Origin of the sequence: Paenibacillus sp. E194, assembly GCF_000935845.1 — a bacterium.
GTDB lineage: Bacteria > Bacillota > Bacilli > Paenibacillales > Paenibacillaceae > Paenibacillus_B > Paenibacillus_B alvei_B.
In genome coordinates this window covers 1-18,199 of the sequence record NZ_JMDX01000117.1, presented here as the reverse complement: position 1 = coordinate 18,199, position 18,199 = coordinate 1, and the positions used below count along the sequence as shown (strand labels likewise).

The 18,199-nt window shown below is 45.5% G+C and carries 16 protein-coding genes and 1 riboswitch; of the genes, 2 read left to right on the top strand and 14 right to left on the bottom strand.

The window, feature by feature from the left end; all coding sequences use genetic code 11:
- The 6 genes from AZ66_RS16670 to nrdI form a co-directional block, all read right to left on the bottom strand.
- A partial coding sequence (locus AZ66_RS16670; RefSeq protein ID WP_044355858.1) for a glycoside hydrolase family 18 protein occupies positions 1 to 927 on the bottom strand: 927 nt, incomplete at its 3' end.
- 48 nt (positions 928 to 975) lie between these two features.
- Positions 976 to 2,265, bottom strand: a complete 1,290-nt coding sequence (locus AZ66_RS16665; RefSeq protein WP_044355856.1) for an alpha-L-fucosidase — start codon at positions 2,263 to 2,265, stop codon at positions 976 to 978.
- 161 nt (positions 2,266 to 2,426) lie between these two features.
- Positions 2,427 to 3,263, bottom strand: coding sequence for a YitT family protein (locus AZ66_RS16660; protein ID WP_044355861.1), 837 nt, complete (start codon positions 3,261 to 3,263; stop codon positions 2,427 to 2,429).
- A gap of 223 nt (positions 3,264 to 3,486) precedes the next feature.
- Positions 3,487 to 4,485: a class 1b ribonucleoside-diphosphate reductase subunit beta gene (nrdF, locus tag AZ66_RS16655; RefSeq protein WP_021260297.1), complete on the bottom strand. Its 999-nt coding sequence runs from the start codon at positions 4,483 to 4,485 to the stop codon at positions 3,487 to 3,489.
- Between the two features lie 121 nt (positions 4,486 to 4,606).
- Positions 4,607 to 6,703: a class 1b ribonucleoside-diphosphate reductase subunit alpha gene (gene nrdE / locus AZ66_RS16650; protein ID WP_036620048.1), complete on the bottom strand. Its 2,097-nt coding sequence runs from the start codon at positions 6,701 to 6,703 to the stop codon at positions 4,607 to 4,609.
- Positions 6,672 to 7,043, bottom strand: a complete 372-nt coding sequence (nrdI, locus tag AZ66_RS16645) for a class Ib ribonucleoside-diphosphate reductase assembly flavoprotein NrdI (protein WP_021253639.1) — start codon at positions 7,041 to 7,043, stop codon at positions 6,672 to 6,674. The genes nrdE and nrdI overlap by 32 nt, the downstream gene beginning before the upstream one ends.
- Before the next feature lie 618 nt (positions 7,044 to 7,661).
- Between nrdI and AZ66_RS16640 the strand changes: the two genes are divergently transcribed.
- A complete protein-coding gene (locus AZ66_RS16640) occupies positions 7,662 to 7,943 on the top strand; it encodes a hypothetical protein (protein ID WP_044355855.1) in 282 nt (93 codons plus the stop codon).
- A 111-nt stretch (positions 7,944 to 8,054) separates the two neighbouring features.
- Here the strand turns inward: AZ66_RS16640 and AZ66_RS16635 are convergent, their stop codons facing one another.
- From AZ66_RS16635 to AZ66_RS16600, 8 genes are all read right to left on the bottom strand, one after another.
- On the bottom strand, positions 8,055 to 8,819 hold the full coding sequence (locus AZ66_RS16635; RefSeq protein ID WP_044355854.1) for an alpha/beta fold hydrolase: 765 nt from the start codon (positions 8,817 to 8,819) through the stop codon (positions 8,055 to 8,057).
- A 528-nt stretch (positions 8,820 to 9,347) separates the two neighbouring features.
- Positions 9,348 to 10,082 carry an ABC transporter permease gene (locus AZ66_RS16630; protein ID WP_021260301.1) on the bottom strand — a complete coding sequence of 245 codons (735 nt, stop codon included), beginning with the start codon at positions 10,080 to 10,082 and terminating at the stop codon, positions 9,348 to 9,350.
- Positions 10,075 to 10,995: an ABC transporter ATP-binding protein gene (locus AZ66_RS16625; RefSeq protein WP_044355853.1), complete on the bottom strand. Its 921-nt coding sequence runs from the start codon at positions 10,993 to 10,995 to the stop codon at positions 10,075 to 10,077. Before AZ66_RS16625 ends, AZ66_RS16630 begins: the two co-directional genes overlap by 8 nt.
- 75 nt (positions 10,996 to 11,070) lie before the next feature.
- Positions 11,071 to 12,111, bottom strand: coding sequence for a sensor histidine kinase (locus tag AZ66_RS16620; RefSeq protein ID WP_044355852.1), 1,041 nt, complete (start codon positions 12,109 to 12,111; stop codon positions 11,071 to 11,073).
- Entirely contained in the window at positions 12,101 to 12,823 is a 723-nt protein-coding gene (locus AZ66_RS16615) for a response regulator transcription factor (RefSeq protein ID WP_021260304.1), read from the bottom strand. Before AZ66_RS16615 ends, AZ66_RS16620 begins: the two co-directional genes overlap by 11 nt.
- A gap of 198 nt (positions 12,824 to 13,021) precedes the next feature.
- Entirely contained in the window at positions 13,022 to 13,897 is an 876-nt protein-coding gene (locus AZ66_RS16610) for a metallophosphoesterase (protein WP_044355851.1), read from the bottom strand.
- Positions 13,898 to 14,079: 182 nt separating this feature from the next.
- A complete protein-coding gene (locus tag AZ66_RS16605; protein ID WP_044355850.1) occupies positions 14,080 to 15,480 on the bottom strand; it encodes a sensor histidine kinase in 1,401 nt (466 codons plus the stop codon).
- Positions 15,473 to 16,126, bottom strand: a complete 654-nt coding sequence (locus AZ66_RS16600) for a response regulator transcription factor (protein WP_021260307.1) — start codon at positions 16,124 to 16,126, stop codon at positions 15,473 to 15,475. Before AZ66_RS16600 ends, AZ66_RS16605 begins: the two co-directional genes overlap by 8 nt.
- A gap of 239 nt (positions 16,127 to 16,365) precedes the next feature.
- Here AZ66_RS16600 and AZ66_RS16595 point away from each other — a divergent pair, with 239 nt between their 5' ends.
- The gene (locus AZ66_RS16595; protein ID WP_082061622.1) at positions 16,366 to 17,787 is read left to right on the top strand and encodes an MFS transporter; all 1,422 of its coding nucleotides are present in this window, start codon (positions 16,366 to 16,368) and stop codon (positions 17,785 to 17,787) included.
- A gap of 220 nt (positions 17,788 to 18,007) precedes the next feature.
- Positions 18,008 to 18,121: riboswitch (TPP riboswitch) on the top strand.
- The last annotated feature ends 78 nt before the right edge of the window (positions 18,122 to 18,199 follow it).

The following is an 18,199-nucleotide window of genomic DNA, read 5'->3' as shown; positions in this document are numbered from 1 at the left end:
GTGCGTTAAGGATTCTGGATCGTCATACGTAATAAAGCTATGTCCGTCGTACAAATATGTAGATTTCGCTTCCTCATCCCAATGACGAACGAATCCATTCTTGTTGATATACTCCGCAACCAGCTTCGTATAATCAGGTCCATACCCACCCGACCCAGGCGCCATTTGCAAGTAGCCATTATTTGTATTCGGCACATCCTTCCACATTCTTGAATAGAAGGCAGCACCGATGACAATCTTCTCTCTAGGTACTCCTGCAGCAGCGAATAACCGTACAGACGAATCTACGCTAATGCGGAACAAGTCCCCTGTTGATGTATATAAGTTCGTGTGATGGCCGGTCAAGGTTTGGAAGCCACCGCGCATATCGTATGTCATGAGCTGGATGAAATCCAAATACGAATGGATCACATCCATTTCCGTACCATCGATATAGTATTGGTCTGCCCCTGCTGCAATCGTCAGCAGATAGTGTCTTCCGTCTGCTTGCCCCTTGGCGTCAAGCACCTCGCGCATTTCCTTAAGAAGCAAGGTGAAGTTCTGCTTATCATTCGGGCTGGACGCAATTCCTGCTTCCGAATAACATGGGTACTCCCAGTCAAGGTCGATGCCATCGAACGGTGCTGTCTCTAGGACTCGCACTGCAGACTCTGCGAACAGCCGTCTTCCTTCAGCTGTCGACGCAGCCTCAGAGAAACCGCCTGCACTCCATCCGCCCACAGACAGTAGAATGAGCAGCTCAGGGTTATAAGACTTCAATACTTGCAGCTGAGACAAATTCTGCAAATGATCAATCGTAATGCGGTCGTTCTTCACATGACCAAATGCCACGTTCAAATGAGTTAGCTTCTTCGCATCTTCTGCTGTAACATTCGGCAGTACAGAATCACCTGCGTAACCCGCTAAAATCAGCTTATTGCTGCTCATGCTGTCGTCTTCCTCTCTCCACGTTGTGTTCTCTATATTATCAAGTTCCTAGTTGTGTGTAACCACGGCACCGGAACCACCGTACATATCCAGTTCGCCTTCCAGTTCAATCTTCAATACCGTTACATTCTCATGTGCATCTTCCGGCGTCATATGTATCCATGTTGTACCCGGGATATTGAACCATGGCACACCGCCTTGAATTTCATAAGTTAATTCCTTGCCAGAGTGAAGCACCGTAATCTTTTTAATTTTATTCGAAAGACCTTTTAAGCAAACGCTTTCTTTCGGATCATCGTATACGAACAAATACAGCGTCTGACGATCCTTGGAAACGGTACTGCCGCCCAAGTAATAACGAGTATGAATGCCTTCATCCGTCTCATAAATAGCCTCTTCATGCGTCCGAATCCAGTTGCCCAGACCAATGAGCGTCTCTTCCTGACGCTCCGGAATCGTGCCATCCTCCATCGGCCCTACATCCAACAGCATATTCCCGCCCATCGTAATGCAGTCACAGAACATTCGGATAATTTGATTCAATGATTTATAGTAATCATCATCGTGTTGATAGCCCCAAGAGCTGTTAATGGTCGTGCAGAACTCCCACGGCCCTTCTGGTCTTGTAATTGGCAATCCCTGTTCCGGAGTCTTGTAGTCCCCATGTCCTTGAAGTCTGGAGTTAATGATAAGCTCAGGGTTGAACGACAGCAGGTAGTCTTTGAACGCTGGCAAATTCCACTGTTCTGCGCTGCGCTCCCAATCCCCGTCGAACCACAGCAGATCCACCTTGCCATAGTCAGTAAGCAATTCACGCAATTGATTGTTATTAAATTCAAGGAAGCGCTGCCATGCTTCTTCATCCTGTACACCATCCGTCGGACTGCAGAAGCGGTTCACCTTGCTCAGATCCTCAGGCACCTTCCCGCCTTCGTACACACTTGCATAATCTGGATGTGACCAGTCAATCAAGGAATAGTACATACCTAGCTTAATACCGCGATCTGTAAGCGCCTTGGCATACTCTTTGATAAGATCACGCTTGGCAGGCGTCTTCTTCACAACGTTCAAGTCACTGTACTTCGTATCCCACAATGCAACGCCATCATGATGCTTCGTTGTCAGAACTGCATATTTCGCACCAGACTTCTCGAAGAGGTCTGCCCACTTGTCTGCATCGAACTTGCTTGCCGTAAATCCATCGAGCTGCTTCATGTAGTCTTCATACGACACTCTTCCATTATAGAAAGACCAGGATTCTGAAATCCCATCGACCGCATAAATGCCATAATGAATGAAAATCCCAAGCTTCGCTTTCTCAAACCACGGTTGTACCATTGTTATGCCCTCCCATATTCTAGTTGTACAATTCGTATTATCGCATATTTTGCTAGAAAAGTGTTAGCGAAAACATTCCGCGCCACACCTAACTTTTTCACAGTTAGATGTGGCGCGGAATCCAAGTGGCAGACACGCCTTATTTGGTTGTTGAAGCCTAGTTATTTCGTAATATCAATAAAGCCTTCTCCGAACACATCCCGCACATCATGAATCGTAATAAATGCATCCTTATCAGTTGCTCGGACGATTTTCTTCAAGGTTGATACTTCTTGCTTACTAATAACAATATACAGTACTTGCTTCCGATCCTTCGTGTAATAACCGTGTCCTTCCAGTACCGTCACTCCTCGATCCATGACGACATTCACTTGTTCCGCGATCCGATCATGCTCCTCAGAGATAATCGTAACCGCCTTCTTCGGATTCAAGCCTTCGATAATGAAGTCCATCACCTTCGTCCCAACATACAGCATCGCGATAGTTAGCATCAAGCCTTGCGGTCCAATGATGAAGAACGACGCGAATGCAACGATGAGGTCGAAGAACAATAATGCGTAACTTATATTCCAATCCAAATACTTGTTCATAATGCGTGCCAAAATCGTCGAGCCTGCTGTTGTGCCACCAACTCGGATGATGAGACCGATCCCGACACCTGCGAAAATACCGCCAAAAATCGCATTGATCATGAGCTCATTGGATGCAATCCGCCAGCTCTCCGTCAAATGCAGGAATAATGAGTTGAACACAACTGCAATGATGGTATAGATCGTCGTATTCTTATCCAAGAATTTGTAGCCAACGACAAGCAATACCGCATTTAAAATCAAGTTCATCAACCCTGGTGACCATTCAAACAGATAGTAGAGAATAATGGTAACCCCTGTTACCCCGCCCTCACCGAAATCATTGGGGATAACAAACAAGTTAACTGCTAATGCAAAAATGAAAGCGCCTGCGATAATGATAGCAATATCCGTAATTCTTTTTTTCATGAAAGCCCGTCCTTTATGTATGAAAATCATCTGTCCGAATTATCTCATCAAACTAAAGCAGTGAAAATTGATTCATGAATATACGGGTGTTCCCCTAGTATGGATATACATGATACATGCAGCCGGTACATTAAGTATTCCGCTCTTATGACACGACAATACAAAAACAACTGAGCGTTCCCACTCAGTTGTTCTTGCATCATTCCTAGCAATCCTTATCATCTTATGCAAAGATATCGGATTGTTTGACACGATCGTTCAGCATTGTAAAGTCTTTGTCTTGCAAAGGCTCTACCTTACCCTTTTGATATCCGCTTCCCTTCGTGGAGAAGAAGTCATGTGTACTTGTTTCGGTACGGATACCGTTCAAGACAACTGGGTTAACATCTTCTTCTGGGAAGTATTGCTCAAAGCCCAAGTTCATGAGCGCTTTGTTGCCATTGTAACGAATGTATTTCTTCACTTCATGTGTAAGTCCAATTGCATCATACAGCTGCTCGGTGTATTCAAGCTCGTTCTCGTACAATTCAAGCATCAGCTTGTTCACGAATTGGGACAATTCACGCTGCACGTCCGCACTTTGCTTATTGTAAATTTCCTGTGCAAGCAAGCCTACGAACACGCCATGGACGCTCTCGTCGCGGATGATCAGCTTAATGATCTCACCGCTTGCTACCATCTTGCCTTGTCCAGCCAAGTACAGTGGATAGAAGAAGCCGGAATAGAACAGGAAACTCTCCAAGAATACCGATGCCACCATCGCTTTGTACAAGCTGATTGGATCGTTGTCTTGAATGCCCTTATATAGGCCGTCAATGATTGCTGTCTTCTTCTGCAGGTGCTTATTGTCTTTTACCCAATCGAATGTCTCATCAATCATTGCTGTGCTAGCAACCGTCGTAAAGATGGTGCTGTAGCTCTTCGCATGAATTTCTTCCATTGCCGCTTGGAAGATCAGAATTGCCTTCTTCTGCTTCCCTTCTACATGCTGCGCAATAACCGGCATTCCCACGTTCCCTTGTTCTGTATCCAGCAAGGTCAAGCCGCCAAGCACATGCATATAGGCAAGTTTCTCATCATCGGACATTTTCGTCCAAGACTTCAAGTCTTTCGAGATTGGAATCTCCGTATCAAGCCAGAATTGGGACGTATTTTGCGTCCACAGCATTTCCATATAATCCGATTCAGGTCTGTTCCAGTTAACAGCTTCAAAGTTTCTCATCTACGAATCTCCTTCTAGAGGTAATTCAAAAAGACCGCTTTAGATCACGAAGTAATATACACAGTGCTCGGTGCTGAAAACCATCCTTTTTGAACTCTCATTTAATGCAGGTTGCGCTCAATTAGACAACGCAGCTTACACACTCATCGATTGTTTTCTTCTTCGTACGTGTATAGTAGAGCGTCTTAAGCCCCTTCTTCTGTGCGTAAATATAATATTTTGCAAGATCACGAGTCGTCAGATCATCCTTAACAAACAGTACCGTTGAGATCGCTTGGTCAATATGAACTTGAACATCCGCAACCAAGTCAATCAGGTTGAACATATCCATGTCATATGCTTCTTTGTAATAGAAGTAGTTCTCATCGTTAATGTAAGGCATTGGATAAATCGTCTTGGAATCTCCGTACTCACGCTCCTCGATGCGCTGAGTAATCGGTGCGATCGAAGCTGTTGACGACTGCAAGTACGAGATAGAGCCTGTAGGTGCGATTGCCAGACGGTATGCATGGTACAAGCCATGCTCCATCACTTGCTCCTTCAAGCGAGCCCAGTCTTCCAATGTAGGCATCGAGTGACCGTCGAACAATTCCTTCACTCGATCTGTCTTCGGAGTGAAGTCCGTGTTCAAGTATCTATCGAAATATGCGCCGCTCGCATATTCACTCTTGTCAAAGTCCGTGAACGTCACGCCGCGCTCTTTCGCAATCAGCATGGAACGTTCCAAGGAATAGAAGTTCAGCATCATGAAGAACGCACGCACGAAGTCTCTTGCTTCCATGGACTCATATGCAATCTTGTTCTTCGCCAAGTAACCGTGCAAGTTCATTGCACCGAGGCCTACCGAATGAAGCTCACGGTTCGCCTTCGCTACGGACGGAACGATGCTGATATTGCTGCGGTCAGATACTTCTGTCAGTGCGTCCATAGAACGATGAACCGTATCACGCATCCGCTTATTCTTCATGACGTTAACAATGTTAAGTGAACCCAAGTTACAGGAAATATCGCGGTTAATCTCATCCTCAATGCCGTAATCGTTAATTGTGGACACTTCACTAAGCTGTGCGATCTCACTGCACAGGTTGGAGAATTTAACCTTGCCGATTTCTTTCAGGGCATGATATTCATTCGTATTGTCTACGAACATGATATATGGGTAACCAGATTCCATCTGAATCTGTGCAATTTTCAAAACTAGGTCGCGAGCGACAATTTTCTTTTTGCGAACTTTCGGATTGTCTACGAGCTCATCATACATTTCGGAGAGATCCATATCATCCAAATGCTTGCCATATGCCTGGAATACCGTGTGCGGATAGAACAAGTACATGTCTTTATCCTGCTCAACAAGCTCGAAGAACTTGTTCGGAGCAACGACGCCGAGCGACAAAGTCTTAATGCGGATTTTCTCATCACTGTTGATTTTCTTCGTATCCAGGAATTCATGGATGTCAGCATGGAATACGTTCAAGTATACAACGCCGCTTCCGTCACGCTGTCCCAGTTGGTTTGCGTAGGAGAAAGCATCCTCGAACAATTTCATAACTGGCAGTACGCCGCTTGCTTTACCGTCTAGCCCTTTGATCTGCTCGCCTGCACCGCGAATCTTGCTCAAGTTCAAGCTCACGCCGCCGCCAATTTTACTTAACTGAAGTGCGGAGTTGATCGCAAATCCAATCGAGTTCATGGAATCGTTCACTTCGAGCAGGAAGCAGCTGACAAGCTCTCCTCTGCGCTTCTTCCCTGCATTCAGGAAGGTTGGCGTTGCTGGCTGATACTCTTGTGCAATCAACAGATCCGCATATTCAAATGCTTTGTTCATATCTCCGCTCGCTAAGAACAGGGATACAACCGCCAGTCTGTCTTCATAACGTTCCAAAAACTTCGTATCATCATTCGTCTTCATCGCGTAGTTATTGTAGAACTTGAACGCACTCATGAAGGATGGGAAGCGGAATTTCTTCGAGTATAGGAACTCGTACAATTTCTTAATATCTTTAAATTCATATTGGTCGAAAATCTCTTTCTCATAGTAATCATTTTCGATCAAATAATGAATCTTCTCTTCAAGGTTATGGAAAAACACTGTATTTTGATTGACATAATCAACGAAGTAGCTCTTTGCTGCGTCGTGATCCTTGCCAAATTGAAATTTACCGTCCTTCTGAACCATGATTTCATTGTTAAGCTGTATCCATTTTGGTATCAAAGTCATGGACCTCCCGAATAAAGTTGTCTACATCTCGTTTTGTCCCGCTGAGTTCAAACTTCATCAGTACGGGGACGGAGTATTCTCTGGAAATATGGTCAGCTGCAAGCCCATACCGAGTGCCCCAGTTCATGTTGCCGCTAGCCGCGACACCTTGGAGCAAATGACTGTGTTCTTCCAGAAACTCTTGCGTGGACTGGGGAACTTGTCCGAACCCGGTCGTGTACGTAATGAGGATAAAAGGCTCATTAAGCTTGGTGTCAGGCGTTACACGAACACACTCCAAATCTAATTTATCGACGAATCGTTTCACGTTACCCGTCTTCGAATCGTAAGCGATAAGCACGTGATCCCTCCGTTGTTCGACTAGATTGCAAATGGAACGAACAAAAAATGCTCATTCAAAAACAAGGATCAAAACGATCGACACGTTGCGTACCCTAATTTCGTGTATGCTGTCGCTTTAATCTCTCAATCTCTGAATAGGCATGTTCTTAGAATCTGGCGCGTTGCGCCGCTCGACTCCAATTGCTGTCACAATATATAGTGTATGTATCGCATTCAACTAACTATATATAGTTCGCTATAGAATCATATACAATTTTAAGAGAAATGGCAAGGTCCATTTTATGACGCTTTCTCTATCAAATTTCATGTCGACTATTGGCACAAAACATTACTATCGTACCACACCTCAGACGAATATTGGAGATCATTTATTTTGGAATTGTAGAGAAATACATGATAAAAAAATTCGATTATTCCCCTTCTCCGCGACTGGATGGCGATCTCCCCAATCTCAAATCTTTTTAATTAACCATGACACAGGAATCAAATCAGCACATTTTTTGATTACCACATACACAATCCAAACATCGAATATAAAGAAGCATACGATAATTAGAAAAGATTACTAGAAGTGATTCATGTCAGTTCATTTTGAGTAGACGGAGGGAAACATCCGATGAGCAAATCTAAAGCGTTGAGAACATCGAGATCATCTGATGTGGTAAATCAGGTGTATTCAAACCGGGTACTGCGATCTGAATTCGATCGGAATTGGAGAACGGAAATTTCAAGAAGTGGTTATGTCATCTACGTTGCAACTGCAAACCGGGCTAAAGTTGAGGTTATACTGTCAGGCGGGGTAAACAAGCGATTGGTGTTTCCGAGAGGCGGAAGAGTGATCGTCGGTGGTGGTGGAACGTCGCATTATAGCAAACCACATCGTACGATCACAATTTAATGATGATTTGTTAACTAGACCCGATACCAATACAAAAAAATAGCGGCAGTACAAGACACCGGAATCGAGTCTAACTGCCGCTGATTCATGAAATGTCACGGAATTTGTACCCTACGATTCATCCACTGCTGCCAAAAAAGATTGAATATGCGAGGCCATCTCTTGAGGATGCGTCAATGGGAGCATGTGGTCTGCACCCGCTATTTCGACGAAAGCAACACGTGGTATCCGCTTGAACTCCTGCGCGATCATGCGCATATCGTCCCACTCCACTGTCCCGTACATAAACAAGGTAGGAACCGCGATTTCCTCCAACTGTTCGATCGCAGGTGGCTGAGGCCATATCACCTCAAAGCTGCGCCACTCTGTGAAGACACGCGTAAAGTATTGGGTGTGCATGTCAATAAAGATATCACGCTGACCGCTAGCCATCACCGTACGATAAATAGGCCCCTGCAATGAATACTGTATCATCTTGCTCACATCCGGAGCGAGTGAATTCAATTGATGAATCCAGCCCCGATACGTCTCTGAGAAGATGAAACCTGTCAAGGATGGAGCAACAGCGATCAGTCGAGCGACTCTATCCGGGGAGGATAATGTAAAGTTAGTAGCCAATTCTCCGCCTATAGAATGCCCAACTAGGGTCACCTGTTCCAGCTTCAGGTCATCCAGCAGTTGACGTAAATCTTCGACAAGGTTGAGCGGCACTTGCGGTGCGGGCGATCGTCCCGTACCACGGGCATCAAAGGTAACGACTTGGTGAGTTCTTGCGAGAAGTGGTACAAGCTCCCCCCATGCCCTTGAATCGGCGCCTCCGCTGTGAATCAACACAATTGGCTCGCCTGTTCCATAAATCGAGTAGTTCAGATCCATTCATGCTCCCTCCCATGTGGCTTTCTATTGATTCTTTCACCTCATATAATAGATATGGCATAAGATTCAGATCAATGATTTTTTAGTTTTTCCTTGCCTTATCTTTCAGAAGCACTGCGATTCCATCGTAGTCGGTCATCGCCAATATCTAGATGGAGAACCGACCTGATATGGTTCTTTTCCTAACTCAATGGAATTTCCCCGGCAACACTTACTCATTTCCCGGGCTCACACTCTCATTTCCCGGGCAACCGCGCGGTTTCGAGCCATTGTGACAGTGAGGTTCAACATAATCACAGAAAAACAGGGTCTGCACCATGCCGAACATCACTCCTTTTTGTCTCTTCAAGCAGCAATGTGCATAACCATGCAAAGAGCGATCCGCTATGGAAATAAGAGATTCTATTTTTTCATTGCCCACCTATTCGCCATCTCAAACATTGCTTGTACATCCATCACCTACAGAGAACATAAAACAGACCGACCATAAGGCCGATCTGCATCATTTAACTTCCTATATATTTCACTTCATTTAATATCCATTCTGTTGAAATAAAGAACGCTTGCTGCTAAGCCGAATAGCGAAGTGATACCGACCGCAATAAACGAGTATAGCGGTGGATAATCCGCTACATAACTTTGTGTCACAATTACATGTGCTGCTGACCAAGGGAACAGCGCCTTGTAATCGGAACTGATCACGGTAACATTCCCTAACGTGATTACCGCCGTGAACATGATGGTAGGCACATAATTTTTGAATAAGAAGGTTACCCAAATCGTCGGTGTGGACAACAGGAACATAAGGACAGCACCTAGTACATAGTCACGCAATGATGACAACAGAACCCCAGCACTTAGCACGTCTGATTTGATAAAAAATGCGAAACCTAATGTAAGCACCCATGCCACCATCGTCAATAGAAGTATCCAGATGAACAGCATAAGCATTTTGCTCGTGATTAGAGCAACTCTTGAAACCGGGATTGTTAGCAGGTTCTTGAGTGTATCCTCCACAAATTCTCGATTGAATAAATATGCAGTAATAACTCCGTACAACAGTACTCCAAGCAGCAGCATCACATTCAGATTCGTGTTATAAAATGAAATTTCGAAAGGGATGACTTTCCCTGGATCACGCTTCATCTGGCTCAAGTAGGCGATGAACATCATAATCGGTGCGGCAGACGCCCCAATAATACTCACGAGAAACATCTTCGACCGTTTCAGCTTCAATAATTCGGTATAGAGCAAATTAACCAATTGTACCACCGCCAATCCGCTTTACGAAATAATCTTCAAGCGTGTCCTCGTGGAGCGTCATGTTGAACACATCAATATCGTTCTGAACGAACATCTTATTCAGCTTGTTCTGTTCTCCAATCCGTGAATATACACGTATCAATCCGTCACCATGGATTTCATAATCATGGACGCCCGCCTGCGACTCAAGCAGCATCGCTGACTTATTGTCATTGGACACACGGAACTCGATGTATTTGCGATTTCGCTTATGCAGCTCTCCAATTGAAATTTCCTCAAGCAACTTCCCCTCATGGATAATCCCAAGCTGGTCGGCAAGCTGCTCAACCTCAGATAAAATATGACTGGATATAAGCACAGTGATGTTGCGTTCTACCGCTAATGATTTAATGAGCTTGCGCATCTCCTTAATGCCAATCGGATCAAGGCCATTCGTTGGCTCATCGAGAATAAGCAGCTCTGGATGGTGCAGAATCGCTCTGGCAATCCCGAGACGCTGCTTCATCCCCATCGAATATTGACCTACCAGTTTCTTTGTCTCTTCCTGCAGCCCCACCGTTTCTAGTGCTTCCTCCAACGCATTTCGTTTGTATACGCCCATCAGCTTCGCATTAATGAGCAAGTTTTCATATGCCGTTAAATTCTCATAAAATCCGGGATGCTCCACCATCGAGCCGATTCTGGACAGTATTTCTCTAGGCTTAGCGTTCAATCGCTGCCCGAATAGTTCAATTTCCCCTTCTGTAGGCTTGATTAATCCGAGCAGCATGCGGATAGTCGTTGTTTTGCCAGCGCCATTGCGACCGAGAAAGCCGTATATTTCGCCCTGCTTCACATGCATGTTCAGATCATGAACAGCAATCTGTTCCCCATACTGCTTCGTGAGCCGGGTAGTACGTATGATCGTGCTCATGCAGCACCTCCTGAGTATGTAAGTCTACTATTATTGTAAGGGGATGATTTTAAATGCTGCTTAATGAGTTCTTAACTATCTCTTAATTGGTGGCAATGTCGTTCGAATTGGAATATTGACGATGAAGGCAGTTCGGACATACGGATCGCTCAACACGGAGATGTGGCCGCCAAGCTTATCGACAAACGCCTTTGTAATTGCCAATCCTAGCCCGCTACCGCCATGCAGCAGACTCCGTGATCGTTCGGAGCGGTAGGTACGCTCGAATATCTTCGATAACTCGTCCGCTGGAATGCCCGGCCCTCTATCCCATATCGTTATGGCAATGTTCGACTCAATCCGCTCTAGCTCCACACCTAACAACTGACCTTCCTTGCCGTACTGTATCGCGTTCTTGATCAGGTTGTTCAAAATTCGTATGTACCCATAGCGATCCATTGCAACCATACAGGACTCCTCAGGAATCTGAACCGCTAGATCCATACCGTTCTTCTTCAGCTCCGGCAGAAATGAAATCAGCGCTTCCCTCAGCAGCTCTGCAGCATCTAGCGACTCCCATCTCATCTCGACTTCATCCGCATCCAGCTTAGCCATCTGGAAAATATGATCGATCAATTCCTTAAGCGCTTGTGCCTTCGCTGAAATTATCGCAATGCACTCTTCCCTCTCTTGCTCTGAAGAGATATGTTCATCCTGCAATGCATCGACATAACCGATAATCGAAGTAAGCGGTGTCCGTATATCGTGCGAGATATTAGCGAGAAGCCTCTTGCGGGCAGCATCGGATCGAATTGCATTCACTTGGAGCTTCTCCATCTGCTCGATTAATTCATTAATCGAATAGAGCATCTCATCATACGCCTCAGATTCATTCGCCAGCAGTCTCGTATTGACATTGCCGCGAACAGCGCGCTTCACAGCGGCAGCATGGCTCCTAACCTCCGCTATAAACCGAACACGCCTGTAGAGCAGCAGCGTTACAACGGTGAACAGTACAGCAAACAGCCCCCACCTGTATATACCAAGAGGCTGTATAGTCATACTATCGATGACGAACCACATAGTTAATCCCATTAATAAAATAACCAGCATTAGACTGTTTTTGTCAGGCCTCATCACGTTCACCTGCAAACTTATAGCCAATGCCCCACACCGTCTGAATCAGCTTCGGATCAGAGGGGTCTGTTTCAATTTTCAGCCGAAGCTTACGAATATGAACCATAACCGTATTGTCGTCCTCAATGTATTCTGATCCCCACACCTGTCTAAAAATTTGCGTCTTCGTAAATACCTGCTCAGGGTGAGAAGCGAACAATCTCAACAACTCAAATTCTTTGGCGGTCAGACTGATCTCTTGCCCATTGCGGTTAACCACATATTTTCTGGTATCAATTATTAATCCCTTAAATCGCATGATTGCTGAACCTTCTTCTGCAAGGCTGCCGGCTTCACTTCCTAGGATCATGAATCTTCTCAGCAATGCCTTGCTCCTTGCAACCAGTTCATGTATGCTGAAGGGCTTCGTCATATAATCATCAGCCCCGATACCCAGACCTACAATCTTGTCCATCTCTTCGTCCTTCGCCGTCAGCATCAATATCGGTACATTGCTTCTCTCACGAATACGGCGGCACACCTCTACTCCATCTATGTAAGGCATCATTAAGTCGAGAATGATAAGATTATATTTGTGCTGCTCGAACAATCGCAGCGCTTCTTCACCGTGAGCTGCAGTATCTATCGTGTATAATTCCCGCTCTAAGTACTTCTTCAATAAATCTCGAATCTCTCGCTCGTCGTCGGCGACAAGCACGCGAATAGGCTGCATCGTTCCGTTCTCCCCTTATATCTATCGTAGATTCCCCATATCTGATTTGCATTCTACATACTTGCAAATGTAAGTGTAACGAATCTAGCAGCCAATTGCACGTGTTTGCCAATTTCCATATGCCCATGTATCTTCATCGGGCTGCAAATGGATAAACTAGGGCCCTATCTGTTCTCCAAGCATTACTGTTAAGAGTTCTCACGAACGCATCAAGGTATGAACCGTAATTTCAGGCTTGCTAAGAAAGCGGACAGGCAGTTCAGTCGTCCCAATGCCTCGATTGACATAGAGTTGCATCTGCTTATTCAGGGTAGTTGTTCCCGTAATTGCGTACAGCCCCTCTACATACTTCTTCGCTAAAGGCGGTGTGTATATTGTGCCATACCACGGCAACTGAACTTGGCCCCCGTGACTGTGGCCTGATAATTGCAAATCGATCGGATAATCGATAACTTGATCGGCAACATCCGGCTCATGCACGACGAGCAAATTGAAATTGTGAGGTTCTAAGTCTTTCAGCGTTCCATGTATATTGGGCGCACCTAACAAAAAATCATCAAGCCCGCTAATGGTGATATATTCATCATGGTTCGGGAGATGGATTTGCTTCGTTTCGTTCACGAGTACAGTGAAGCCTGCTTCCTCCATATAAGACTGATAAATCCGGCTGCCGCCTCCACCGCGATCATGATTGCCGAATACGGCATACTTGCCCAATGTTGCTTGCAGCTGTCCCAGTATTCGCTGGGAACGATCTCTCCGATTGCCATACGCATTGAAATTGTCAACCATATCTCCCGTAAACACAATAATATCGGGATGTTCTTGATTAATCCGATCAACAAGTTCAAGCAGCTGAACATCATTGAAATGATCCCCCAAATGAACATCGGAAAAATGCACAATCTTCATCCCATGAAAGCTTGGAGGTATATACCGACTTAGTATCGTCTGCCTCGTCACGCTCAAGCTGTTCGGTTCCAGCTGCATGCCATAAAATAATGTTCCTGCAAGGAGAAGCAACACAATCAGAGACGCACGAATCGTATGCTTGCTCCAGTTCTTGTTCTTCATGATCTCACCTCTACCCAATCATAGGAGAGCAATGTTACGCCAATATGACAAAATGAAAATAGCCATCAAGAAACCTGTCTGCGTGAACATGATCATCTAATAACGAGAGCATGAAATTTATTGCTTACATACAAAAAAACTGCCTTTCAGCAGTATATTGAAACACCACTTGAAAGGCAGTCTTACATCTTCTCCCCCTGCTTGCATAGAGGAAGCGCAATATGAAATTCGATATCTCCATTGTACAGTCGCACGCCATAAGCCACCTTGTGCTTCTGCAGGATCCCCTTCACAATAGCCAAACCGAGCCCTGTACCACTAAGCTGCTTGTTCCGCGAACTCTCAGCAACGAAGAACGGCTCCCACAATTGTTTCAGCTGCTCTTCAGTCATGGAGAACGTACATCCATTCCGAATGAACAGCACTAACGCATCATCTTTGTTCGTAAGATCAATCTGAATTTTCCGATTCGTCGTGTATTTCATTGCGTTCGATACGAGATTGTTCAGCACCATTTCAAGCTTGACCCTATCAGCCTGGACGCAAAAGTTTTCCGCATTCTGATCATACAAGGTCAACTCAATCGAATGCTGTTGCAGAGGTAGCCCATATTTCGCAATGACTTGATCAAGAAGATTAACGACATGAACATTTTCAATGTTCAGCTCTTCCGTCTGCAAGCGAGACCATTCCAACAGCTTCGTAATGAGCTCAGACATATCATCTGTTTGCGACTGTATGACATCCATGTAGGTGCCGTCATCTAGTCCATCCTTCACCCCTGCGGAATATGCCTTGATCACGGCAAGAGGTGTCTTCAGTTCATGTGAGATGTCACGAATAAGGACACGCAAGTTCCGGTTCTTCTCCTCCAGCTCCTGATGCGCTTGCTTCAGCTTATCACTCATCGTATTAATGCTTTGTGCAAGCTCCTCAATCTCATCTCCTGTTCGGATGTCCACTGTCCGGTATCGTCGTTCAGCGATATCCTCCGCCGTATTCTTAAGCTGCTCAATAGGCTTCACCGTTCGCTTGGAGAACCAAGCAGCGAGCAGGAGGGCTAGTGTGAGCGCACCAACAGCAATAATCAAATTGAACTGATTGACGATACGTATCGTCTCGCCTGAATTGGCCACCGATTCGCCTATAGCGAGAATCATTCCTTCTTTCATGACAAACGTAACGAGAACGCTCGACTTCAACTTCTCCTGTTGATACGACTTCGTAACTATCCCGCCGCGCATTAGCTGTGCAAGGCTCTCTTCCGTGAGCCAGAATTTGCTCATCGCAATGCGCTCCCACGTAAATTGTTCGCGCAGTGTCCAGTTTAAGCGGTCAATGTCATGGTCGTAGGGGGTATGAACGATTGTGAAGTGGTAATCATCCGCAATCCGCTTAACTTCTTCAAGGAGCTGCTTCGACTCTATGCTGCGCAACCTCTCCACCGCTTCCGTCAACGCAGCACGCTTCTGATGGACAAAATAATTTGGCATAAAGAACGTATTCACACAATACGAGAGTCCGAACACAACGACAAGAATAAGTGCAATTTGCACAAACAGCTTGCGACTAAGCTTATTCATGGCTATTCGGATGCTCGAAGCTATATCCCATACCACGGTGCGTCCATATCCATTCCTCGCCGATCTTCTCCCGCAAGCGGCGAATATGTGTATCTACCGTACGTTCCTCACCGAAGTAGTCATAGCCCCATACATGATCAAGCAGCGCTTTGCGTGTTAAGACCTGCCCCTTATTCAGAATAAAAAACTTCATCAATTGAAATTCCTTCTTCGTAACTCGTAGATCAATTCCACGCTTGCTAATCTTCTGTCCTTCCATATCTACCTGGATATCCCCAAATAGATATTGTGCCTGCATGTTCAGCAGCTTCTTCGCCCTCGCCAGCAAAACCCGAGGATCGAACGGCTTCCGAATATACTCATCCGCTCCAGAACCAAGAGCTGTCAGCTCATCTTCATGCTCTCCCTTGGCCGTAAGCATGAGCACCTTCAACTTCGAATTCGATTTGATTTCTCGACACAACTCAATCCCGCTCATCTGCGGCATCATCCAATCAAGCACTGCCAAGTCCAGCGGCTGGTTGTAATAGATCTCAAGTGCTTGATGCCCGTTCTCCGCCGTAAAAGTTCGAAAGCCCTCTTTATCAAAATAAGCCGCTAAAATTTTCAACATATGCGGCTCATCGTCTGCAATAAGTACATTCATTTACTTTGTATCTCCTTACCCTTGTCTGTCTTGCATTGAGTGCATTCTATATTATTGCATTATTAATTGAATAAGGAAAACCCCACTGCTATACTGGAAGCAACAATAATGAGGAGGCGTTAAGATGAAGTGCGTAACATCAACTGGGGCAGGTATTGATCGGGGATAACGCATAACACCCCTGTAAACTGCGCAATTCCCCTTTAGCAAGAGAAAGGGGATTCCTATTCGTGGAACAAATGAACAATGACAACCGCATCGAGGCGGCAGAACAAGAACAACCCGTGTATGCCTTTCCCAATGTGAAGAAATCGATCGCGTGGTTAAGCTTTTTAGCTTTTTTCAGTGTGTTGAATGAGACTGTGTTCAACGTATCATTGCCCGACATCGCACACGATTTCAGTATCACTCCGTCCGTTGCGAATTGGATCAACACATGCTTCATGATTACCTTCGCGCTCGGCTCCATCATTTATGGCACCCTGTCATCCCAATACGGCATTAAGAAGCCGCTGCTTATCGGTGTGCTCATCTATGGTAGCGGCTCGTTGCTCGGTTTCTTCGCCCATGACTACTTGTCAGCTGTATTGGCAGCCAGATTGATACAAGGTGCCGGGGCTTCGGCCGTGCCCGGTCTCATCATGGTTATGGTCACCCGCTACGTTGGAGAGCAGCATCGAGGCAAGGCGTTCGGCATGATTGGTTCTATGGTAGCGCTTGGTGAAGGAATTGGCCCGGTTGTGGGCGGTGTACTGGCAGATTATGTGCATTGGTCCTACCTATTTATCATTCCGGTAATGACAATAGTCAGTCTCCCCTTCTTCTTGACTGCACTGCCGCAGGAGCCTTCTCGCAATGGGAGAACAGATATCATCGGCATTGCCCTCTTGTCATCAGGCATTATTCTATTTACCCTGTTTACTACGACATATGTCTGGTTCTATCTTGTCTGCAGTATGATCCTCGTTCTTGGGTTTGCTTTGCATATCCGCCGTATTCGCGAACCTTTTATTGCTCCGTCCCTGTTCGCTAATCGACCATTTGTACTCGGTACGCTTGCTGGTTCCATTTTGTTAGGAACGGTAGCTGGATTTATATCGATGGTTCCTTACTTCATGCGGGATGTGCACCAACTCTCGACCGCCGTGATCGGCAGCGCGATCATTTTCCCTGGGACACTCAGTGTCATTCTGTTTGGCATACTCGGTGGAACTCTCGTTGACAAGAAAGGAACTTCATTTGTATTTGTCGCTGGATTAGGTCTCGTCACATTCAGTTTCGTCACGCTCCTTGCTTGGGGAAATGATTCTCCATGGCTGATGACGTTCGCCCTCGTGCTCGTGTTCGGAGGGTTGTCATTCATTAAGACGGTTATCTCTGCATCCGTTGCAGAATCACTAGCACCTGACCAAGCAGGAGAAGGAATGAGCATGCTCAGCTTTGCATGCTTTATGGCTGAAGGCATCGGCATCGCTGTAGTCGGCGGTCTGCTTACACATGGGTGGCTGTTAACTTTACTGACACCTACCGTTGCCGTTGCCAATGAAGCTTCATTGCCCTTATACAGTGGCCTGATTATTCTGCTCATAGCAGTTCTTGCTTGCGGAGGAATCGTATACAGCTTGTCATTGAGACGACATTCTACAGCTTCACACGATTAACAATTAATGAGGATCAGGACTTCTTCCTGATCCTCATTTTGCTCTATTCTCTCTTCAAATCTCCTAAACAAGCTCCTTATCTCCATATTCCTCTCCTCTATGTTGTCTAGCGAACGATTACAACCATTGACTTCTATCTCTATCCTGTTTTTTATGTTTTTTTGTAAACATTTCGTTGTCAACCTAACATGAATATTGTATGATATGAGCAATTGCATAGTCATATAAATTCGGGGGCTTGAGGAATCAGGCTGAGATTGTAGATGAGTATACCGCTACTGACCGTTAATCTGATCTGGATAATGCCAGCGTAGAGAATCTGTATTTGTCGTGTGATCATGCTCTGCTGTGATCTAGGACTCTTCTACCGTCTGGTTGCCTAGACGGTTTTTTTGTATGCTAGCTATACAAC

What these genes read in the sequence shown, in the direction of transcription:
- nrdE (WP_036620048.1), bottom strand. Translation starts at nt 6,703, where the DNA reads ATGACTTTGATACCAAAATGGATACAGCTTAACAATGAAATCATGGTT.
- AZ66_RS16620 (WP_044355852.1), bottom strand. Translation starts at nt 12,111, where the DNA reads ATGAGGCCTGACAAAAACAGTCTAATGCTGGTTATTTTATTAATGGGA.
- AZ66_RS16640 (WP_044355855.1), top strand. Translation starts at nt 7,662, where the DNA reads ATGAGCAAATCTAAAGCGTTGAGAACATCGAGATCATCTGATGTGGTA.
- AZ66_RS16595 (WP_082061622.1), top strand. Translation starts at nt 16,366, where the DNA reads ATGAACAATGACAACCGCATCGAGGCGGCAGAACAAGAACAACCCGTG.
- AZ66_RS16605 (WP_044355850.1), bottom strand. Translation starts at nt 15,480, where the DNA reads ATGAATAAGCTTAGTCGCAAGCTGTTTGTGCAAATTGCACTTATTCTT.
- AZ66_RS16660 (WP_044355861.1), bottom strand. Translation starts at nt 3,263, where the DNA reads ATGAAAAAAAGAATTACGGATATTGCTATCATTATCGCAGGCGCTTTC.
- AZ66_RS16615 (WP_021260304.1), bottom strand. Translation starts at nt 12,823, where the DNA reads ATGCAGCCTATTCGCGTGCTTGTCGCCGACGACGAGCGAGAGATTCGA.
- AZ66_RS16665 (WP_044355856.1), bottom strand. Translation starts at nt 2,265, where the DNA reads ATGGTACAACCGTGGTTTGAGAAAGCGAAGCTTGGGATTTTCATTCAT.
- AZ66_RS16600 (WP_021260307.1), bottom strand. Translation starts at nt 16,126, where the DNA reads ATGAATGTACTTATTGCAGACGATGAGCCGCATATGTTGAAAATTTTA.
- AZ66_RS16625 (WP_044355853.1), bottom strand. Translation starts at nt 10,995, where the DNA reads ATGAGCACGATCATACGTACTACCCGGCTCACGAAGCAGTATGGGGAA.
- nrdF (WP_021260297.1), bottom strand. Translation starts at nt 4,485, where the DNA reads ATGAGAAACTTTGAAGCTGTTAACTGGAACAGACCTGAATCGGATTAT.
- AZ66_RS16610 (WP_044355851.1), bottom strand. Translation starts at nt 13,897, where the DNA reads ATGAAGAACAAGAACTGGAGCAAGCATACGATTCGTGCGTCTCTGATT.
- AZ66_RS16635 (WP_044355854.1), bottom strand. Translation starts at nt 8,819, where the DNA reads ATGGATCTGAACTACTCGATTTATGGAACAGGCGAGCCAATTGTGTTG.